Origin of the sequence: Paraburkholderia sp. Tr-20389 (assembly GCF_017104565.1) — a bacterium.
GTDB lineage: Bacteria > Pseudomonadota > Gammaproteobacteria > Burkholderiales > Burkholderiaceae > Paraburkholderia.
The window spans coordinates 81,765-102,725 of record NZ_JAAGPD010000042.1 but is presented as its reverse complement, the minus strand read 5'-3'; the positions used below and the strand labels follow the sequence as shown (position 1 = coordinate 102,725).

The 20,961-nt window shown below is 59.1% G+C and carries 18 protein-coding genes and 1 pseudogene; 7 read left to right on the top strand and 12 right to left on the bottom strand.

The features are described from left to right. The first annotated feature begins 175 nt into the window (after positions 1-175). From G3N95_RS41070 to G3N95_RS31405, 6 genes and pseudogenes are all read left to right on the top strand, one after another. On the top strand, positions 176-631 hold the full coding sequence (locus tag G3N95_RS41070) for a hypothetical protein (protein ID WP_346778427.1): 456 nt from the start codon (positions 176-178) through the stop codon (positions 629-631). A 344-nt stretch (positions 632-975) separates the two neighbouring features. Further along, positions 976-2,886 (top strand): Na/Pi symporter, encoded by a 1,911-nt coding sequence (locus G3N95_RS31425; RefSeq protein WP_205973986.1) that lies wholly within the window; start codon positions 976-978, stop codon positions 2,884-2,886. A 536-nt stretch (positions 2,887-3,422) separates the two neighbouring features. Further along, a complete protein-coding gene (locus G3N95_RS31420) occupies positions 3,423-4,190 on the top strand; it encodes a PadR family transcriptional regulator (RefSeq protein WP_205973985.1) in 768 nt (255 codons plus the stop codon). A 33-nt stretch (positions 4,191-4,223) separates the two neighbouring features. Then, entirely contained in the window at positions 4,224-5,045 is an 822-nt protein-coding gene (locus G3N95_RS31415; RefSeq protein WP_205973984.1) for a siderophore-interacting protein, read from the top strand. Between the two features lie 28 nt (positions 5,046-5,073). Further along, positions 5,074-5,208: pseudogene (locus G3N95_RS31410) on the top strand (MFS transporter); the annotation flags it as partial. A gap of 192 nt (positions 5,209-5,400) precedes the next feature. Then, complete coding sequence (locus tag G3N95_RS31405) at positions 5,401-5,697, top strand: hypothetical protein (RefSeq protein ID WP_205973991.1); 297 nt, start codon at positions 5,401-5,403, stop codon at positions 5,695-5,697. 150 nt (positions 5,698-5,847) lie between these two features. Here G3N95_RS31405 and G3N95_RS31400 read toward each other — a convergent pair whose 3' ends face one another. The 11 genes from G3N95_RS31400 to G3N95_RS31350 form a co-directional block, all read right to left on the bottom strand. Further along, complete coding sequence (locus tag G3N95_RS31400; protein WP_205973983.1) at positions 5,848-7,011, bottom strand: porin; 1,164 nt, start codon at positions 7,009-7,011, stop codon at positions 5,848-5,850. 150 nt (positions 7,012-7,161) lie between these two features. Next, the gene (locus tag G3N95_RS31395; protein WP_205973982.1) at positions 7,162-7,842 is read right to left on the bottom strand and encodes a response regulator; all 681 of its coding nucleotides are present in this window, start codon (positions 7,840-7,842) and stop codon (positions 7,162-7,164) included. Beyond that, the gene (locus tag G3N95_RS31390; RefSeq protein ID WP_205973981.1) at positions 7,839-9,224 is read right to left on the bottom strand and encodes a sensor histidine kinase; all 1,386 of its coding nucleotides are present in this window, start codon (positions 9,222-9,224) and stop codon (positions 7,839-7,841) included. Before G3N95_RS31390 ends, G3N95_RS31395 begins: the two co-directional genes overlap by 4 nt. A gap of 105 nt (positions 9,225-9,329) precedes the next feature. Then, a complete protein-coding gene (locus tag G3N95_RS31385; RefSeq protein ID WP_205973980.1) occupies positions 9,330-10,175 on the bottom strand; it encodes an ABC transporter permease in 846 nt (281 codons plus the stop codon). Positions 10,176-10,200: 25 nt separating this feature from the next. Beyond that, a complete protein-coding gene (locus tag G3N95_RS31380) occupies positions 10,201-10,998 on the bottom strand; it encodes an ABC transporter ATP-binding protein (RefSeq protein ID WP_205973979.1) in 798 nt (265 codons plus the stop codon). 102 nt (positions 10,999-11,100) lie between these two features. Further along, on the bottom strand, positions 11,101-12,120 hold the full coding sequence (locus G3N95_RS31375; RefSeq protein ID WP_205973978.1) for an ABC transporter substrate-binding protein: 1,020 nt from the start codon (positions 12,118-12,120) through the stop codon (positions 11,101-11,103). A 1,060-nt stretch (positions 12,121-13,180) separates the two neighbouring features. Further along, the gene (locus G3N95_RS40720) at positions 13,181-13,273 is read right to left on the bottom strand and encodes a hypothetical protein (protein ID WP_346778426.1); all 93 of its coding nucleotides are present in this window, start codon (positions 13,271-13,273) and stop codon (positions 13,181-13,183) included. A 195-nt stretch (positions 13,274-13,468) separates the two neighbouring features. Beyond that, complete coding sequence (locus tag G3N95_RS31365) at positions 13,469-14,107, bottom strand: OmpA family protein (RefSeq protein ID WP_205973977.1); 639 nt, start codon at positions 14,105-14,107, stop codon at positions 13,469-13,471. A gap of 9 nt (positions 14,108-14,116) precedes the next feature. Further along, complete coding sequence (locus tag G3N95_RS31360; protein WP_205973976.1) at positions 14,117-15,328, bottom strand: hypothetical protein; 1,212 nt, start codon at positions 15,326-15,328, stop codon at positions 14,117-14,119. Positions 15,329-15,582: 254 nt separating this feature from the next. Continuing rightward, complete coding sequence (locus tag G3N95_RS31355; protein ID WP_205973975.1) at positions 15,583-16,872, bottom strand: hypothetical protein; 1,290 nt, start codon at positions 16,870-16,872, stop codon at positions 15,583-15,585. Between the two features lie 37 nt (positions 16,873-16,909). Then, positions 16,910-17,827 carry an AAA family ATPase gene (locus G3N95_RS31350; protein ID WP_205973974.1) on the bottom strand — a complete coding sequence of 306 codons (918 nt, stop codon included), beginning with the start codon at positions 17,825-17,827 and terminating at the stop codon, positions 16,910-16,912. A 957-nt stretch (positions 17,828-18,784) separates the two neighbouring features. On the opposite strand from G3N95_RS31350, the gene G3N95_RS31345 reads away from it, so the two are divergent. Continuing rightward, complete coding sequence (locus G3N95_RS31345; RefSeq protein WP_205973973.1) at positions 18,785-19,303, top strand: hypothetical protein; 519 nt, start codon at positions 18,785-18,787, stop codon at positions 19,301-19,303. A 13-nt stretch (positions 19,304-19,316) separates the two neighbouring features. On the opposite strand, the gene G3N95_RS31340 is transcribed toward G3N95_RS31345, so the two are convergent. Beyond that, a complete protein-coding gene (locus G3N95_RS31340; protein ID WP_205973972.1) occupies positions 19,317-20,951 on the bottom strand; it encodes an ATP-dependent helicase in 1,635 nt (544 codons plus the stop codon). Positions 20,952-20,961: the final 10 nt, after the last annotated feature.

Sequence of the window (20,961 nt, the reverse complement as noted above, 5' to 3'; positions counted from 1 at the left end):
GCGTGAGCGGCTCAAGCAACTTATCAACGAAAAACGGCCCGGGCGCTCTTGCGCTCGGGCCGTCAAGTCCAGACCGTTTCGTTATACCGTTCGAGTCCTCAAAAGAGACCTTAACTGAACGGCATTATGGCTAACGCCCTCTCCTTTCCAGTCTGATCGCCAGGCGCTAAACGGTTTGACAATCACACACCGTTCCTTACAATCGATAGCCTGCTGCGTCGCAACATTCAACAGATGTTTCGGCTTCCTGCTCACGGACGTTATTGAACTTCGTCGCCGCGGAAACCGTTGTCTGAAGATATTCCCTTACGGTCGATCGTATTATTTTGCGGCCTCGCGGGAGATTCAAAACGCAGCGTTAATACGTACTACTTATATTTATCAACCTCTTTCGTACGAAGTCATGGCTTCCGGCAATACCAAGGCAGGCTACCGTAGTCCCTACACCTTCCGCGATATCGATGCGGCAATTGCTCATCTGGAAACTGTGCTGGATGCCGATGGCGCGAGATCACTGTTTTCGCGGGCATACTGGCGCGAGCGGGTGCTCCAGGCATCCGCGACAACCGGGCTCGCCCCTAAGCAGCAGCAGCGGCTGCACCGTTTGCTGGAGCGGATTGACACGTTTTGAGCGGCCGTACCGTCGCCGTACTCGACAGTGCCTGCCATCGGCCAACCTTCCGCTTTGTACGGAACCCCGCGATCGATCCAGGAACATACCTGCTACGCAGGAGTTGGCACTTTCAGCGCGGTAGCCTCGATCACGACAACCTGCCCCGTCTATTTCGCCTGCTGGCTCAAACAACTGATTGCGCTGTTCGTTAGCGCACGTATGGCCCATGCAATGTCGTGGAAAATTCGGTTCAGTTACGCGTTGTCGGTTGTTCAGCCCTGATTCGCCTTCAGCCCACACTCAGGAGGTCGGCGTATCAGATGGGAGCGGCAAGGACTATTGCGGAAACAGCACGGGTCGCCATGCCACTGCAAACCTTTACCCTTATCGACCTCGCCGGCTCCGTCGCGCTGCTGCTATTGGGTATGCAGATGTTCCAGAATGGCATGAACCGGACGTTCAGTCCGGTCTTCGAGCCGTTTCTTCTGCGTGCGCTGCGCGACCGTGGACATGCCTTTCTGGGTGGGCTGGGTGTGTCCACCATCCAGCAGAGCAGCACGGTGATGGGATGGATGACCGAGCGTGTGGCCATCACGCGCCCGGCCGACCTTGCACCTCCACTCGCGGCTGTACTCGGCGCGAATATAGGGGCGACGCTTGTCGTGCAGATACTGCTGGTTGTCGATCAGCCAGCTGTCTCTCCCGCACTCATCCTTGCTGGCGTGTTGATGTTTCGCAAGGCTTCGAACACGCGCGCCCATGATCTGGGGCGCGCATTCATCGGACTCGGGCTCATGTTGCTCGGGCTGCATGCGCTGCTGGATCTGATGACGGATTACGAAGACGCGCCCAGCCTTCGCATGGTGTTGGGCGCCGCGTCCACGATGCCGGTGGTCGACATGCTGCTGGCCGCGAGCTTAAGTTGGGCGGCAGAGTCGAACGTGGCAGCAGTGCTGCTGATCGCATCCCTTTGCGCGAAGAACGTAGTACCGCCCGATACGGCTTTCGCTCTTGTTCTAGGCGCGAATCTCGGTACGGCCGCCCGGCCGGTGCTTGACCGCGCGGCGCCCGGCGAACCGTCATCGCGACGTGTCCCCGCCGGGATCCTGCTGATGCTGTTGATGGGCGTCGGCGTGGCGCTAGCAGCACTGGTGCCGATTGGCCGCCTGATAGTCGTGATCGAGCCGGACAACGGACGGGTCGTGGCCGACTTTCATACGCTGTTCAACGTTCTCGTGGCAATGACGTTCATGCCGCTGCTCGTGCCCTACAGCAATCTCTTGACTCGTCTGATGCCGGCGTGGGGCAGTTTTGTCGACCCGTCGAGCCCGTGTCGCGAGCTTCGAAGCCCGCCGGAACTTTCGCCGTTATCGCACGAATCGACGCGAACAGGGACCGACGCGAGATACCCGTCAGGTGAACAACGCGCCGTCGTCCGCATGCGTCAGGATATTCTCGACAACGTGACGGCAGCCGGATACGTTGGACAGCGATTGCCGGCCACCTCACGGTCTGGTGACAAACACACTGAAACTGAAAGGCCACCCGGATCGGCGACCAGCGATACCGACCTGCCTCGCAGCGTAATCATCCGGGACGCCGGCCGGAATGCGCTTGAATGGTTGAGGGACGATGGAAGCATCTCAACGTTCAAGCTGAAGGGATCGATCTGGCTTCACCTGCAGGATCTCCGGGTCGTGCGCCAACTGGAGCCCATCGCCGGGTCGGCCAGTGCGGTCCTATCAACCTCGATCTGCGGCATGGCATCTCTGGACGACGGCGAGTTGTCGATCATTGGTGAGCCCTGGCTCGCCACCCCCACGGTGCATGTCACCTTTACGAGCCGCCAGATCAGCAGCACAGACCACGATGGGCTTCGCAGCTTGCAGGAAACGCTCGGCATGGCCTTCTCCGATATTCCACTAGGTACCGCCAGACTCGGATTCAACCGCAGCGACAAGGAATTGCACGAACCCGCTTTGTGGTGGGCATCGCTCAATGTGCCAACGAGTTGCATGGACGGCTTGAAAGAAGCGATCGAGACCGGCCGCCTCAGTGTCGTTCGACTAGGCCTTTGTGTAAGCGGCGTCTACGCATACGCCGGGAGGATTGCCGGACTGGAGAGCGATGCGCAACTGCTGCTCAGACCGGACAGTATCGATGCAAGCGACTCACCGCAGATGGCAACCGGCTATGTCACGCATCTGGCCTTCGATCAGGCGAGAGTCAGCCTCGAACAGTTTCGCGGCGGAACATTTTCGTCGCACCAATGATGGCCAGGTGAGTGCCTGTAAGAGCGCGGATAGCAGCTAGTCAGTTGCTGGCCCTTGAATGACCGCAATGGCCACCAGGCTTCAGTTCCGTCTCCGGGCGCGAGCGCAGTCGGACCGGCAGGACCCGACCACCTTCAACGCCTTCCTGTGCCCACTGCGCACTGGCCCGCCCCCTCCCCGCGTGGCGGCCATTTGCGCGGAGACTCACTCCGTGCTCCGCTGCCTACGTGCGTGCGGTGCCCTGCGCACTCCTTGTCTCGTTCCCTCATCAGCATTGCGTAGTCACAAATCCGATTATTGGCGTGACGATCCCCAGCGCTCCCCCGCACACTCCCGTGCCCCCGTTCGACGCCGCATACGCTCTCAACGACCGCGAACGGAAGACCGTCCACACGCTTTCGGATTTGCTCGAACTTGCCGGCGGAAATCCACCCGCAGCGCCCGTTCTGCCCCCGATAAAAAACAAAAATCCTTCTTGACGAATTATCTTTAGATATATATCTTACGATACATCTTAAGACACTCGGAGATGCCACATGCGCCATCACCACCCCCGCTTTTCCCGTGATTTCGCCCGCGACGCCGCCTTTGCTCGCGATCCCTCGTTCTTCGGCTTCCATGAGCGCTTCCAGCTGTTCTGGCACGCAGTCGGCCGCCATCAGCGCGGCGGCCGGCATGGCGGACCGTTCGGCGGCGGTGCCGGCGGCCCGTTCGGAGGCGGCGGCTTCGGCGGTGAAGGCGACGGTTTCCCACGCGGCCGCAAATTCACGTCCGACGATCTGCAACTGCTGCTGCTGGCGCTGATCGACGAACAGCCGCGCCACGGTTACGAGTTGATCAAGGCGCTCGAAGCGCGTTCGAACGGCTTCTACACGCCGAGTCCCGGCATGGTCTACCCGGCCCTCACGTATCTGGAGGAACTCGGCTATGTGACCGTGCAACTGGAAGGCAACCGCAAGCGCTATTCGCTTGCCGACGCGGGCCGCGAATACCTCGCCGGCAACCGTGAGCGCGCCGACCTGATGCTGGCGAAACTCTCGCACATCGCGCGAAAAATGGACTCGGTGCGCCGCGCGTTCGCAGGCGAAACGGGCGAGGCCGGCGACGACAACGCGGCCGAATACGGCGGCTGGCTGCCCGAATTCGTGCAGGCGCGCCGCGCGCTGAAACATGCGCTGCTGCTGCGCGACAACGCATCGCCGGAAGAGCAGCGGCGCATCGCGGCGATCCTCGCGCGCGCCACCGCCGAAATCGAAAGCAAGCCGCGCGAGACGGGCGGCAACACGCCAGGCGAAACAGCCTGAGCGCGCCAACCGAACATCTGGAGAGAACAATCTATGCAAGCAGCAACCCGACCCGATCTGACCGTGACGCGTGTGCGTCATCCGCTGAAATTCCGTCTGTTGCAGGTGACGCGTGTTGAAGCCGTCACGCCGCATCTGATCCGCGTGACGCTGACGGGCGACGATCTGCACGATTTCGTGTCCGCCTCGTTCGACGATCACGTGAAGGTGTTTTTCCCGGCGCCCGGTGAAGACAAGCCGACAGTGCCGACAGCGGGCCCCGATGGTCCCGTGTTCCCGACTGATCGCCCGCGTCCTGTCGCACGCGATTTCACGCCGAAGCGTTATGATCGCGACGCGCGCGAACTCGATCTGGAGTTCGCGATGCACGAAGCCGGTCCTGCCGCCGCATGGGCGGCGCAGGCGAAGGCCGGGCAATACCTCGGCGTCGGCGGGCCGCGCGGCTCGTTCGTCGTGCCGACGGGCTTCGACTGGCATCTGCTGATCGGCGACGATACCGCGCTGCCCGCTATCGGCCGGCGTCTCGCGGAATTGCCGCAAGGCGCGCGCGTCGCGGCGCTGATCGAAGTGGCCGATCCGTCGGCGCGTATCGAGTTCGACACACAGGCCGATCTGTACATCGAATGGCGCTATCGCAACGAAGGCGCGTATCGCGGCAGCGAGCTGCTGAAGGCGGTGCGCGAAACCTTCGTGCCCGACGGCGAAGGCTACGTATGGGCGGCGGGCGAAGCGGCGACGATGCGCGCGGTGCGTCAGCACCTCGTCAACGAGCGAGGCATCGACAAATCGCGGATTCGCGCGTCGGCGTACTGGAAACAGGGCGAACAGGCCGTCCACGAAAATCTCGACGACTGATGCCCCTCATTCAACCCGGAGCGACTGGATGCTCTCATTGAACGAACGGCACGAGCGGCGCCTGTTGTGGCTGCTCGCGCTCACGCAATTCACCATCATCATGGACTTCATGGTGATGATGCCGCTCGGCCCGCAGATCATGCACGCGTTCGAGATCTCGCCTGACATGGGAACGATAGCTGGATCTCAGCGATCAATTCGCTATCCGGTGTGCACTTACGGCTCTGTTCGTCTGCAACAAGATCTGATCTCCAGCACGGGGACAGAGCAGAACGCAAGAGTAACTTGCCGGATTAGCGCTGGCTAAGAAGCCTTCATTGATTGAAGATAAGCTACCTCAATCGAGGAGAGAGCCATGAAGATCCATCAGCTGGGATTTGCGTTAGGTTGCGCCGCCGCCCTGTGGAGTACCTACGGTCTCGCCGCACCGCCGGGTTCGGCCTACGAGACGCCCGTCCAATTGTCCAACGGAAAGCACCTACTTTGCAGCGTGAACGAAGCGCCGGCAGGCGAACCACCGATACTGACGCATCGCGAGCAGGTCGAAGCAGATGTCCTCGCCACGCAGCGGCTGCGTCTGGTGAGCGGTCCTACGTCGCCCTATCCGTCCGCATACACAGCGCCGACCGTGGTTTGCATAAATGAGGGCTGACGGAGTATTGATCCGAGAACGGGCCAAGGTCGTGCGAGGAACACGAATTCTCGTACCTCAAGAACCAGCGAGCCCATCGCTCGCCCCCGGCGCTCTTGGCGGAACGGCGTTTCCGCCAAGAGCGTCCGCGGCAATACACGACGAATGCGATCAGAAGCGGGTGCGAACGCCCGTCGTCAGTTCGACCTGATTGGTTGCGCCAAAGGTCGTGCCCACCGTGTAGCCGCCGTGTAGCTTCATGTAGTCGCCCGCAAGGTACACTTCGGTGCGCTTCGACAGATGATAGAAGATCGAGCCGTAAAGCGTTTCCTTAAAGCCGTTGTGCAAGCCACTGGTGGGATCGAACGCGCCGAGGTTGGCATTCGGAATGTCGCCGTCAGCATTGTAGGCGGCGTTGTGCGTGCGCATCTGCTGATAGCCGAGCTCGTAGTCCAGCGCGCCCTTCGGCGCGAGCTTGAACGAGACCGTCCACGCGTTGTCCTGACGCTGCCCAAGCGCCCCCTGGTTACCCCAGTAGCGGAAATAGCCCGCGTTGGCTCGCAAAATCCCGATCGAATAGTTGCCGCCCACGGAGAATGCCTGGTTCGTGTTGCCGGCGCGGTTCACGTGGTTATAGAACGTCGAAGCCGTCCAGGTCGGGGCGTTATAGCCCAGCGCGAACTGGTAATTCGCGTTGCTGCCAAAACTTGTGGAATTGCCGAACGCGTAGCCCGCAGCAGCGTAAATTCCGTTATCGAACACCTTCTTCCATGCAAGGCCGTTGTTGTAACGAGTGCCCGTCGCGCTCGCAGCGTAGAAGATCATCTGCTTGAAGTTGTTCGCGTTGGTCCACCCACCTTCTTCGGTCGTCAACTTCGCATTGCCATACGGGTCGCCATAAATGGCCGACGCATCACGCGCGATCGTGTTCTGGAAGCCCGCGGTGAGCTTACCGAAGCGTTCGTCTTCGACGCCCACCCAGGCGTCGCGGTCGAAGATCTGGCCAGGATCTTCCATCTGGCCGTCGCTCACGCGATATTCGCTCTCGAGCCGGAAGATCACCTTGGTGCCGCCGCCGATGTCTTCCGCACCCTTCACGCCCCAGCGGCTGCCGCTGAACCACGGCTCGCCGTCAATGCCCATGCCAACCACGTGATTGCCGTTGGCATCCGCGTGAGACTGATACGTAGGTACGCTCAGATCCAGGAGACCATAGAGCTGAACGCTCGACTGGGCGTGTGCGCCGCTTGTCGCCAATGCGCCAGCCGCCACGGTGAATACAAGGTGCCTTCTCTTCAAGATCGTCTCCAGGGAATACTGCGTTGAAGTTTTCATGGATCCGCTGCAGTCAGTCTTTCTTCGGGCCAGACTTTGCAATTCAGCGGATGAGACGAATATTAGAGAGGTGATTCCTTCACGATTCTTTCACATCAAATCTGTATTCCTAAGTGCTTGCACTAATATCCAAAAAAATACTGACCTGGGTCACGCGAGGATCGGTTCCTTCTCGCGCAGGATGTAACCGAGGCCGCGGAGTGTCGTGATCTGTACACTTGATTCCACCAGATGCTTGCGTAACCGGTGGATATAGATATCGATTGCGTCCACGCTCGTTTCATCGCTCAGGCTGCACATACCCTCGAGCAGCACGTGCTTGGGGACGGCCTTCCCCTGCCGCAGCATGAGCGCCTCGAGAATCGAATGCTCGCGTCGACGCAGATTTAGCGGTGCATCGTTATGACGGAACTCCCGCGTGTCGGAAACATAATGCAAATCGCCGCACGTCAAGCAGCCCGACTTCTCGCCTGACTGACGGCGTATCAGCGCCTTGATGCGCGCGACGAGTTCGCGACTGTCGAACGGCTTGACCACATAGTCGTCGGCGCCAGCAGCAAAGCAGGCTACCTTGTCGTCGATCGAGCCGTGCGCGGTCAACATGAGCACGGGCACATTATTGCGCCTACGCCGCAAACGGTTGAGTACGTCTTTGCCGCTAAGGCTCGGCAAGCGCATATCGAGGAGCACAAGATCGTAGATCTGGGTGAGCAGCACGGAATCTGCGGATTCCCCATCGATCACACAGTCCACTACAAAATTCTCCGCGCGCAACAGGTTGACGATCCAGTGCGCAAGTTCGGAATTGTCCTCCACCAGCAGCAGCTTCATGGTCCCTCCTTAACCTGCCAAACAGGCAGCCGTACCGTTGCGACAAGCCCCACGCGTTCGCCCCCTGCAGCAACGCTTACTGATCCGCCGTGCGAGCGCGCAACCTGGTGCACGATGGCGAGACCAAGACCCGTACCCTCCGTATCTGTCGCGACCCGATAGAACCGCTCGAACACGTGTGCACGCACCTCGGCCGGGATACCCGGGCCATTGTCCACGACCTGCAACACGATCTGCCCTCCCTCGCAGCGGCAAACAGCCGTTACACGGCCGCCGGTCTGCGTATAGCGTATGGCGTTGTCGATCAGATTCGATACCAGCGAGGCAAGCAGCCCCGTATTGCCGGCCACATACATCTCGTTGGCGAGTTCTGCACCGAGATCGATGTTTCGCCGTTCCGCGGCCTGGACCATTTCCTCGAGCACAGAAGAGACGACTTCTGTGAGGTCGACCCGGGTCTGAACCTGAGACGACTGGGTCATCGATTCCGCCTGCGCAAGCAAAAGCAGTTGATTCGTCAACTCCGCCATCTTCTGGCTGTTGCGGCGCACGCCTTTCAGCGCGTCGAAGAGTGCCGGATCACGCGCGTCGCACTGGCTCGCGAACTGCGTCTGCGCCGTCAGCAGCGCGAGTGGCGTGCGCAACTGATGCGCCGCATCAGCGATGAATTGGCGTTGCGTTGCGACGTGAACCTTGAGCCGCGCGATGCACTGGTTGATCGCGTCGACAATCGGTCTAAGCTCCGACGGCAAATGATCCGGGCGAATCGGCTCCAGTTGGGCCGGCTCGCGGTCAGCCACGTCGTCCTTGAGCTTCACGAGTGGCCGCAACTCAAGGGTGAGCCCGAGCGGCACAAGCAGCACGACGAGCGCCAGCATGAGCCATTGCCGTATGAGTTGAGGCCGCCATAGGCTTTCGATCATGGCCTGGCGGGACGCAATCGTCTTGCCGACGATCACCGTGACACGTTCGGCGCGGCCCGAGTCATAGAGAAGGCGCTCGTAGGCGACGGCGCGAACCGGCATACCCGCATATGTGCTGTCGTAAAACACAGGCACCGCAGCACTGGTTGTCGGCAGCGGCAGGTCTGGAACGCCACCCAGCAGCCGGCCATTGCCGGCCAGTACCTTGTAGTAGACATGATCCTGCCAGGGCGATTCAAAGAGTTCCAGAGCCGCAGGTGGAATCGTCGCGCTGATCGCGCCATTATCCCAGTCAACGTCTTCAATGATCGTACGCGCCGAATCGAGCAGGGAGTGATCCTGCATGAGATCCGCGGTCTGGCGCGCGGCGTCATATGATACAGCGCTGGTCACGAGCACAAACGCGGCAAGCGGCACCAGCAGCCACAATAGCAAACGCGCACGCAGACTATGCACCATCTGATGTTCTCTCAGATACAAAGCCGCCCGACGGCACACGCCGGACGGCTTTCGCCGTGAATCGACCTCGAAACCAAACCCGCCTGGGTACTGCCCGGGCCCCGTTCAAAACGCGGCGGGACGCCATTTGAGCAACCGTTTTTCCAGTAACGTCAGCAGGTAATCCGTTGAAAGCGCCACGACGGCGAGCACGATCATTGCCGCAAACACGCCGCTCGCGTTGAACGCCCCCTGTGCCGTGGAGATCAGCAACCCGATACCCTGTTTCGAGCCCAAAAACTCGCCGACCACGGCGCCAACCAGTGCGAAGCCAAAGCTGACATGCAGGCTCGCGAGAATCCAGCTCAACGCCGAAGGAATCACGACGGAAGTCGTCACCTGTCTGCGCGATGCGCCCAGAATCTGCGCGTTGGCGATCATGTATCGGTCCGCCTCGCGCACGCCCTGAAAAGCATTGCCGAACACCACAAAGAACACCATAACGACGGCAAGCGCGACTTTCGAGGCCATGCCGAGACCGAGCGCGATTACGAAGACCGAGCCGAGCACCACACGCGGAATCGAGTTGGCAACCTTGATGTAGATGCTGAAGACATCGGAAAGCAGCTTGTTACGACCGAGCAGCACGCCGCACACCACGCCCCCGACCGCGCCTATCAGGAAACCCATGACGGTTTCTTCCAGCGTGACCCATACCTGAAGAAGTAGCGGCCCCTGCGAGGTTCCATTCTGGAACCAGTCGACGATCTGCAGAAAGATCAGCGATGGCATCGAAAAGAAAAACGGATCGATCCATTTGTTGCGGCCCGCGAGTTCCCAACCACCGAGGGTTACGATGAGCACCAGCACGCGCAGCCCTATAACGAGGGCGTGGCGCTGCCGCAAGCGGCGTTGTGCGATCCGCTCCACCTGCTCGAGCGACTTGCCGTCCAGCGTTGCATGGGTTGTCATGGGCAATTCCCGGAGTTCGAGCGTTTCAGGCAATTTGAACCTCCTCGCGCAGGTCGTGCCAGATGTCGCGCGAAATTTCGATGAACCGTGGTGCATAGCGGATTTCAGAGGTGATGCGCGGACGCGGGAGATCAATCTCGTAGACCTTCTTGAGCGTAGCTGGCCGGGCCGTCAGCACGAAAACCCGGTCGGCGAGCGCAATTGCCTCTTCGAGGTCATGCGTGACGAATATCACCGAGCCCGTCCCGCCCCAAAGCTGAAGGAGTTCGTCCTGCATCAACGTCCGTGTCTGCATGTCGAGTGCCGAGAATGGTTCATCCATCAACAGGATTTCCGGCTTGTTGATGAAGGTCTGTGCAAGCGCGACACGTTTGCGCATTCCGCCGGACAGTTGATGGGGATAGTGCTTGCCGAATCTGTCGAGCCCTACCCTGCGAAGCCAGTCGCCTGCTTCGTCGTAGGCGGCGCGCTTTGAGCGACCACGGTAGAGCGGGCCCGCTGCCACGTTGTCGAGCACTGACCGCCACGGAAACACGGCATCAGCCTGAAAGACGAAGCCTATGCGCGGATCGATACCGCTAACTGGCGCCCCCATCACACGCACTTCACCTGCAGTCGGCTTGAGCAGACCGGTGATCATGCTGAGCGTCGTGGACTTGCCGCAGCCCGTCGGGCCGACGATCGCGACAAATTCTCCCTGCGCGACCGCCATGCTGAAATCCCGCAGGGCGATGGTGGCCTTGCCGTCCGGCGAGATGAAACGGCAGGAGACTGAGCGGAACTCGATGGCCGGCGCAGCGGTTCGGGTTTGAGCTTGCTTCATCAAAGACATCTCACGATTGTTCAGGTGCCTGGCACGACACCAATACCGAGAAAAACATCGGGCGAAGCGGCAAGAGCGCCGTGCGACGACGCCCCGACAACATCACTTCGTCTCGACGAATTCGTTCGTATAGGTTTTGGACAAGTCGACATGCTTGCCCTTCACCGAGGGATTAAAGCTGGACAGAACCTTCAGCACCGTCGCGGGACCGTCAGTGGGCATCTTGCCGTCGGCGGTGTACATCGGCAGCGATGCCTTCAGTGCACTCACATAAAGCACCTTGTCCTTTTGATAGTCGCTGGGCATTTTCGCGGCGATCTCTTCGGCACTATGCGAATGAATGAACTGCATGGTGCGTACGAACGCGTGCGCCAGTTTCGCACTCTGGGCTTTATGCGACGTTGCCCACGCGTTCTGCACATAGAGGCTTGCCGCCGGATAGGTGCCACCGAGCGCCGCACGCGTTCCGTCGACAGTGCGCATGTCCACCAGTACCTTCGCATCGCCCGCCTTCAGAAGCGCGGAGACAGTCGGCTCAGTAGTCATGCCCGCGTCGATGCGGCCCTGCTTGACAGCTGCAATGAAGCTGGCGTCTGCACCAACCGGCAACATGCTGTATTCACTCGACGCGATGCCGTGCTGGCTCGCAAGATACTGTGTGAGGAAGCTTGTGGACGATCCGAGACCGGTCACACCCAGTGTTTTTCCCTTGACGTCAGCCATCGATTTGACGGTGTCTGCCGCCTTCGACGACACCATCTCTACCTCGCCAGGAACCTGCCCGAATACGACAATCGCTTTGACATCCTTACCTTTTGTCTGGAGATCGATCGTGTGATCATAGAAGCCAACCACGCCTTGCACCGCTCCGGCTAGTAGTTCGTTTTCGGCGTCGACACCTGCTGGCTGCGAGAGCAGTTCGACATTCAACCCCTCTTCCTTGAAATATCCGAGTTGCTCCGTGAGGCGTGCCGGCAGATAGATGATTTTTGTGATCCCACCAACCATGATGGTGATCTTGTCGCCGGCGTCGTCCGAAGCACGCGCGCTCTGCCCCGCCAATGCAACCACCAGGCCAGAAACAAGTGCGACATGTCGTAACGCGCGAAAGGTAGGTTGCATCAAGTGTCTCCGTTAGTTCGAGGCGGCACTAAAACTGCCCGACTCAATTGATTGGAGGAGATTTTAGCGATGCAAACCCTTCCCAAAGCTTTCGCGGATGACGCCAGGATGTACGGGATTTCCATGAGTCTTGGTATCGCACCAGCTTACAATACCAATGAAACATGCTTTCATTTTCCAACCGCCCGCGAGAGTTTGGTTCGCTTGATCTGCGGCACCCCAAAACTCCGAGTCAAGGCGACAATCTGCATATCGCCAAGCCGCTCACCGATAGCTCCGCATTATCGCTACTCTGTTTCTTCGCGATTGCGGCGGACCAACCTGCCGCTTTCGCCGCTAGCGGAACCTAACGTCTCGGGGATAACCTTCAAACAAGCTTCCGTTTTTTGGACGATCAGTTGCACGGTAGATTCATCGATATCCGCGCGACACACCGCGTGCGACTCCGAGATTCGAATAGAAGGCATCCGGAATCGGCATCCGTTGCCCAATCCCCAATCGAGAAGACTGCGAGGATCGCGGGTGCGCCACCTCATGTCGATGTTTCCTGCGAGCAGGGAAACATTTTGCAACGACTTGCAGACTTGCGTAGCTGCTTGATCGGTAATGCCAAGGGTGGTGCCGATACACTGCCTTCAATGCGGCAATCGGGCTGCTGACAAAAACGAAGGAACACGCCATGTTTCGTCCCGCCCTGGCGCACATCACCTTGCGCCGCGTACTAATTGCAGGCACGCTTGCTTCTGCTTGCCTTCTCCAAGGATGTGCGACGACCCTTGAAACGTTTGGGCTGGGAGTCGGCGTTGGTGTCATAGGCGCCGTATCGACCATAGCGTGCGCGATCGGCTGTCATTGAGTCCACTTGGGCAGAACGACGGCGAGCAAACCTCCGGACATTCTGTGCTACAGATCGAACGGACGCAGAACAACGCGCCGTCTAGTTGACGTTACGAACCAGTCCTGTCACAAAGTTCGGCGCCATAGTCGATTCCGGAAGGGTCGCTCGCCGCTCAATGCGCCGTCGAAATAGCTGACGAGAGCGGCACCGGTCCGCCAACGGTCACGACGTCCCCGATGTCTGGCGCGGGCATAGCCGTCGCCATCCGAACAACAGGTTTGCATTGGTATCGTTGCTACGCGTGATCAACGCCACCGATGCGCCCGGCTCAGGCGATCGTTCGACCAGTCGCCGTTTGAACGCGGTCGGAAAGATTTCGCGTAATTGCGGCTGGGGAATTGCCTGTCAAGTACGATTTATCCAGATCGGGTTTCGTTGCCGTTCACGCTGGATGTCGCGTAGGACTGGAACGCCCTACGCAAACCATCCATGGGCACTTACGGAGTGGGTCTATTGATCCACCAGAAACTGCACCTCGACGCGCCGGTTCTTCGGATCGGCGGGGTCCAGTCCTTGTAGCGGGCGCGATTCGCCATAGCCTGCTACGACGATGCGCCTCGCGGCCACTTCATCGATGGTTCCGATCAGCGCGCGGCGCGCTTCGCGCGCACGCGCGGCCGACAACGTGAAATTGTCGTCATAGACGGTGCAAAACCGCTGATAGTCGATGACCGGTCGGTTGACCGGCAAATTGTCGGTGTAGCCTTCGACGAGAATGCGTGCGTGCGGATTATCGACCACGAAGTGCGCCAACTGGCTCTGTACGGCTTCAACGGCGGCACGCGCATCGGGCGTCAGGCACGCGCTGCCTCGTTCGAACACACCGTCTCGCAGCGTCAGCCGGTTGGTATTCCGGTCGAGCGCCATCAACCCGGCAGCGTCTCCCGTACCGACTTTCGCGCTGAGCGACTGCATCATCTTTGCAAGTGGGTCGCCTTTGCTCGATTTCGCATTGGCCAACTCTTCCCGATAACGCGCCTCGCTCGTGCTCTTCTGCACGACAGCGACCACCAACATGAGCATCACCACGGCCATCACACCCGCCATGAGGTCGGAAATGGCGATCCATTCGCTAGGTTTTTCTTTCATGGCGCGCGCTTAGCCAGGCTGGACGATTTCATCGTTCGCGGCCATTTTCGCTGCGGACGTGGACGCGAGATTGTCGCGCACTTCCCCAAGTACGCGCAGGATCGCCTGCTGTTGTGCCGGCAGTGAGCCAAGCGGTTCGAACAATGCCTTCTGCTCGATTGAAATCGCGGTCAGCGGTGCGATAACGTCTCCCAGGCTTTTTCCGATCGAACGCATATGCTGGCCGGCGCCCGAAACGGCTTGCAGTCCACTGGAAATATTCGAACCGAGTTTGTCGAATTGCTCCTTGATTTCGACAATGGTCTCGTTCAATGCGTCGCTCGACACAGTGAACGTCTGGGAAGCCGCTGTTTGCATTTTGAGCGATTTATCGATCGACTCCTTCACCGCCGTCAGCGTTTCCTTCACATCACTCGAAAGCACGTTGAGCGAAGATGCAATTTCCCTGGTCGCGCTCTCCAGTTGCTGGCTTCCGCGCCCAAGTGTCTCCGACGCCTGAGTGCTCATGTCCTTGATCGCCGTGCCCAGATCCTTGCGCACGCTGTCAAGCACGTCCTTGAACTGCGCGCTGAACGCATCCACTGAACCGGTCAATTGCTCTGCTGCGCGGCCCACTTTGTCGGCGCCTGACGCCATGCGTGCCGCGGCATCGCCCATGTCATCGACGACCGTCTTCACGCCCGACGTGAATTGCGTCATCGCTGCGTTAGTTTCGCGGCTCGCAGCCTGCACCTGTCCGAGATCTTCACGAACCAGACGAAAATGTTCATCTAGACGGGTCTGCGTGCCTTGATGCAGTTCATCGTCGTGTGCGGCCATGCGCGCGATCTGCTCAGCGAAGCCATTCACGATGCCGTTCGCCGCGCCCTTGATCTCATCGAACAACGCCTTTTGCTTTGCTGCAGTTGCAACCGCTTCTTCCTGCTTGCGCTGTTCAAGCTCGATCTTGACCTTGCCGATCACCCAGGCAAGACGCTTCTCCGCAAAACGGGTGATCTCGCTCCAGAACTTGAGCAGCACAAACCCGGAAATACCCCACGTCGACGTCTTGAACTTGGTCCCGAGACCTTGAAGCAGGCCGACCAGATCGCGCATGCTATCGGCCGCACCATTTGCCGTCAGCGCGTCCGGCTGGCCCAAAATATGGGACGCGTGATTAAGCGCGAGACCTAAGCCCAGAAACGTGCCCAGTAGCCCGATGACCAGCAGCATGCCCGGCATGATGTCGGCCAGTTTCTCGGGTGTCGTGGCGACGGCTTGCCAGAGGTCGGTGACGCTGCCATGCTCGATATCGAGGTCATCGCTGCTGTCGTCGGGCGTTCCGCGGTTCCACTTGTGCTCCCACGATTTCGGATTGGCCGTGATATGCGCGCTGACCATCGTGCACAAGATCAGCAGCAGGATGATCGAAAGAAAAATCAGCTGGAGCGGATCGTTCGCCTGAGGAAGCAGAAAGTCCAGTACTTCGCGTGGGTTCATGCTGCCGCCTTCAGGATGACTTCAGTACGTTGCTTCGATTCGTTCTTGAAGATGTTCGCGTAGTCGTTGACGAGTGCCTGGTTATCGGCGCTCAGTTTGTCGAACGGAATCTCGTTTTGCGCACAATCGATCAGTATCTTTCCGACGTTCGCGCCTTCATCGATCAGATAGCTGCGATCTTCTGCTTCGATCTGTTCAGGTGTTTTTTCGAGCAATTGCAGGAAGCCTTCGGCTGCGCCGGCATAGCGCTCGGTGTCGAGTTGTCGGGTGGCCAGTTGATCCAGCGCCGTCTTTTTCGCGGGCACTTCCTTCTCGAGTTTCGAAAGCTCGAGCGTCTCTTCTTCCGAAAGCTCCTCCTGGATTTCCTTGGCAAGCGTCAAACGCTTCAGCAGAATTTTATCCTTTGCATAGGTGCGGTTCGCTTCGTTCCATTGCTGGCCGAGTACTTCACCACGTTTGGCCCACGCGGCAATCAGTTCCTCGAAGACGAACGGCGTCAGCTTCTTGCCGTAGCGATCCGTCAACAAACGGTCCAGCCGCAACGCGGTCTCTATCGACAATTCGGGTTTCGCCTTGACCAGATCGGAAGCGATACGCACCAGAAACAGATCGTCGGCGCTCAGATCATCCACTGTGCCGGCCGAACGGAATTTCTTCTCCGCCATTGTCAGAAGCTTTTGCGTTGCGCGCAGACGAAGATAGTGTTCGAAGTCGGCGGGCGCCGCATCGATTGCCTTTGTCACATCGATGGACGCAATTTCAAAGTCGTTGATCGCCGATGCCAACCCCAGTTCGTGTCGCAACGAGTCGGACACGACTTCGCGTTCGGCGAATCGGAACGTCTGCTGATGGCGTTTTGCAACTACGAGTTCTTCATCGGAAAGCGTGCTTGCTTCTTGACCGCTTGCCTGCACCTCGCCGCGCACGGGCTTATGCCAACGCTTTGCCAGCTCGATTGCCCACTTGATTGCCTCCTCCACCTTCTTGGCGATCGGGGAATTTTCGAACGCGGTGAGTGCGCCCAAGCCTGCATCTAGCGCGGTTAGCGCGCCCTTCAACCAGGGAAACGGTGCAATGCCCGCTGCGGCTCTCAAGCCTGTTCGTATATGCTCGACAAAAGGCTTCACCGTTTGCCACATCTGTTTGACGTCGCCGACGAACTGTTCCGCTTCCTCCGCCATCCATCCAATTACACGGCCAGCAACGTCTTTCGCCGTCTCGATGACCGAGCTAGCGACACTACGAACAGTACTCCACGCGCTCTTTAACCCGTCGAAAAATCCCACTGTATCTCCCCGTGACTGTCAATAAAAAATGGTGGCTTCACGCAGAAAGGCCGAGCAATTGCATGCCTGCATCGACTCCAATATCGGTGCCGTAGGCCTTCTGCCGTTGTTTTCCGACATTGCGATGCGCTGCGCGCACGTCGCCGATCGCCGTCTCGATGTGTTCCCAATGCACGCACGGCTCTGCTGGTTTGCTCACAATGGCGCGCGGAAAAGCGGTGCGCAAAACGGTGCGTATCTCACGGCCACTCAGTCCATCGGATGCGGCAGCACATCGATCGATCACAAGCGACCGCTCTTCGGCAAGCGGGACGCCTCGCACGAGAAAGCGCTCCCACAACTGCTTGCGACCTTCGAGGTCGGGCAGTCTGAACTCGATGTGATAGCGGATACGGCTCACAAACGCAGAGTCGTAGTTCTTCGCAAAGTTGGTGGCGAACACGACAATCCCGTCAAAGCGTTCCAGTTCGACGAGAAGCGTCGAGCGCATCGCGTTGATCTCGTTGTCGATGCCTTGCGTGACAGAGGAAAGACGTGCGCCAAGCAGCGTGTCCGCTTCGTCGAAGAACAGCACGGCTCCCTCGGCGGCTGCTTCCTTGAATGCAAGCGTGATGTTTCTGGCAGTATCTCCGACGTATTTGCTTTCGAGTTCGGAGATGCCAATGTGCAGATACTGACGCCCGAGCGTCCCCGCGAGTGCTTCGGCGGCGAGCGTCTTGCCTGTTCCGGGCGGACCATAGAAGTTAAGGACCATATTGCGGCCCATTGGGTCCACTGCCCCGAAGCCCCAATCGGCGTAAATGGTCTTGTGATAGCGCATCGCGCCGATGGCTTCTTCGAACATGCGACGCGTTTCGGGAGCGAGCACCACGTCCTGGTCCAACGTGATGCGCGGAGTGCGCAATTCAAACGACGACCGGCTTGCGGAGTCGTCATGCCCTGAAAGTTCTCTCATTTCCGATATCTGGATTGTTTGTTGTCAGGCGACGTCTGTATCACAAGCCTTGACCCGGCTTAAAGACAGACTTGAAACCCGCCAGATTGGTTCTACCTTCGTGATATCGGTCTAAGCTTCGATATATTTAGGGTCCGCTTAAAAATCATTTCGAATGGACTAGGGAGGATTGGATGCAAATTAGACGCAATTGCCAAAGCCGTCCGGATTTTCTGTCATGCAAGCAATAGCAAACGATTGCGCGGCGAGCGCCGCATTGTTCTGGGGGTGAGCATTAACGGGCATACTCAGTTCAGGTTCGTAACCGTCGTGAGGTTGCCCTCCATCTTGCGATCTCACTGATGTGCGAGTCCGTAACTGCATTCATTGCCGACTGCACATTGAGACGGCGCGATATGCCGGCGTGTCGGCCGTTTGTTGGGAAATGACGGGGCACGTCTCGGTCGATCTCGCGAGTTCGCAGCGATTCTTCAACAATCGCGGCCTCGAGCGCTGACACTTGAGGCCGATACGCAAGCGCTTTTCCTGTATCGGCGACAACACGATAGGCACCGCCAAGTTTCAGTTGACGGCATAGACGGCCATAAAAAACGATACGACATTACGCCGATGACGATCAGCAAAAGAATCGCGACGTCGTGATTCGATACGTGGAAACAATGGTGTTTTTAAAGCGCTTGAAACTCATGTGTCGATGTATTCTCGTTTTATCTCCTGTTGCTTTTTCACTGCTCTCGAACGACGAGACGGCACTCTGTGCACTCGTCTGGACAAAACATGCCTCCATTGATCGTTTGATGTAGCGACACGTTGGTAGGCCCGTGCGGAACATAAAAACCCATCCGGACAATTCGCGTCCCGACACGATTACAGATCTCGACAGGGAATATGGACAGCATTTGTCCCGACGATCTCCCACAATTTCGATCACGCAATCACTGGGAGTGCCCGATACCTATGACCAAGCCGACGAACCCGATTCGCACGAACATCATAATCGCGCGGCGCGATACGCGTGACAACGCGCATACGCTTCGCATCGCGTTGCGGCTTTGGGGATTCGATGAAACGGAAGTTCGGTCCTGGATCGGCGAGTTGCCCGATCTGGACGGCTCAATTGCGTGGAAGATTTCGCGCCTCAGGCGTGAGACGGATGCCGACATCGTCGTGCATCTGGTCCAGCCCACGCGCCGCGCGAACGATGCGTTTTGCTGGCACAGTATCCAGGCGAATCAGGCCGTTCTGGCATCGTATGCCGCGGGCCGCAACGAAATGGTTCTGTTTACGGGCAGCCCGGATGAGTTGCTGAAAAGACGCTCAGGCCACTGGGCGCTTTCGGGCACGTTGTCGCCGCAGGCTGCGCTCGCGCGGCTAGGGCGATTGATTGCAGCCTCGTCGACGCGCCCCGAGGGGACGCGTCATGTGGTGAGGCGCGAGGTGCTGCGCATGATCGCGCAGCAGCTGGATGCGCAATGAGGATTGACGTGCGCTATGACATTCGTTCGATCAGTTGCGTCTGCGCACGCTCCGACATCACGACGATCAGTTTCATCGTCGCGCGCGTCGCACCGACGAACAGGCGTCGGAACACCGTATCGTCGAACTGTTCGAAATCGACTTCCGTCAGAATCACGCAGGGAGCGCTTTGCCCTTTGAAGCGATAGACGCTCTCCATCATGATCTCGCCATCGCGATAGCGTGGGGCGCCGCGCTCGTCATATTCGCCCGTAAAGCTGCGCAGCGTATGGCTTCCAAGCTGGTCGAACCTGGCCAGTAGCGATTTCTCGCGCCCACTGAATGTCAGCAGCGCGATGTCGGATGGCAAGAAGCCGGCCGCCATCGCTTCGTCGAGTGCTTCACGGGTGGCCTGCATCGCGTTGCCGCCGGCGTAGGTCATCGTACGGACATCCGAGCGGGTGAACGGTCCCGCCGCGTCGACCTTCATCGGCGCGTCCGCCAGCATGTCGATGAACTGCACGATGTCATGCGGGCTGCGATGATTGGCCATGGCGCGCACTGCGACCCACCCCGGCAGTTCAACACTGCTTCGCAAGTACAGATTCTGCATCGGATCTTCCAGCCACCAGAAGCGGCCGTTCTCGCGCAACAGGCGTTCTACGGGCGCAACCCATGTTTGATGGAAGTCTTGGCCTTCGTCGACGATCACCGTGTCGAAACACTCAGCCTCGTCGAACTGCGCATCGAGCAACGCGTGTTCGAGCGTCCGGAATACGTGCTGGTCGGCAAAGTCGACTACCTGACCTATGCGTGCCGCTGCCCACTGGCAGAGCTGGTGATACGTGAGTATGGTCACGCCTTCAGGTGCGATATGCCGCAGATGATCGGCCAGTGGGCGGTTGAAACAAAGGTAAAGCGCGCGCTGTCCCGCCTTGACGGCATCATCGAGCACGCGGACTGCGAGCTGCGTCTTGCCGGAGCCGGCCGTACCGATTACTCGCAGCCTGAACGGCTCGAATTCGATCGACCGCACCCACGTCGCAAGACCACCAGACACGCGCGTTACGTGCCGGTTGACTTCACCAATCATCGCCCGGACATCCGGCATCAGTGAAAGCTCGTCGGCGAGAAAAGCATGGAGGCGCGCCCGGCAGGGTTGCGCCGGTTCGTCGGCAGGAAGAATGCGTTCGACAATCTGCACGAGTTGATCGCTGCGCGTCGCGTCGACGATCCGCTCCGGGTTGACGCCGGCTATCGAGGGATTCATCACCCGATAGTCCGGGCAATACAACATCTCTTCAAGCTTGTAGTTCTGCGCGCCGAACGCGCCTGAAAAGCGCTTGTGCATGCCGCCGATGGTCCGCGCGATCTGCGAGGACACGCTCTTGCGCTTGCCCGCGTAGAGCTTCACGAGGCCGTCGGGTGTCTCTTCGAGCGCACCCGATTTCTGCTCGATCACGAGCACGCGGCCGGTCGGGCTGACGACCACGAAGTCGGCTTCGCCGAAGATCGAAAATCCTTTGTTGAGTTGCGTCCAGTGCACGCCGTGATAAACAGCGTACGTGTCAGGCAAGCCGCGATGCAGAGTGCCGAGCGTTTCGATCTCGCGCTTCGCCGCGCCGTTCACGAGCTTGTCGTTCCAGTCGGTTGGGAAAATCCGAGCCATGCTTCGTTGC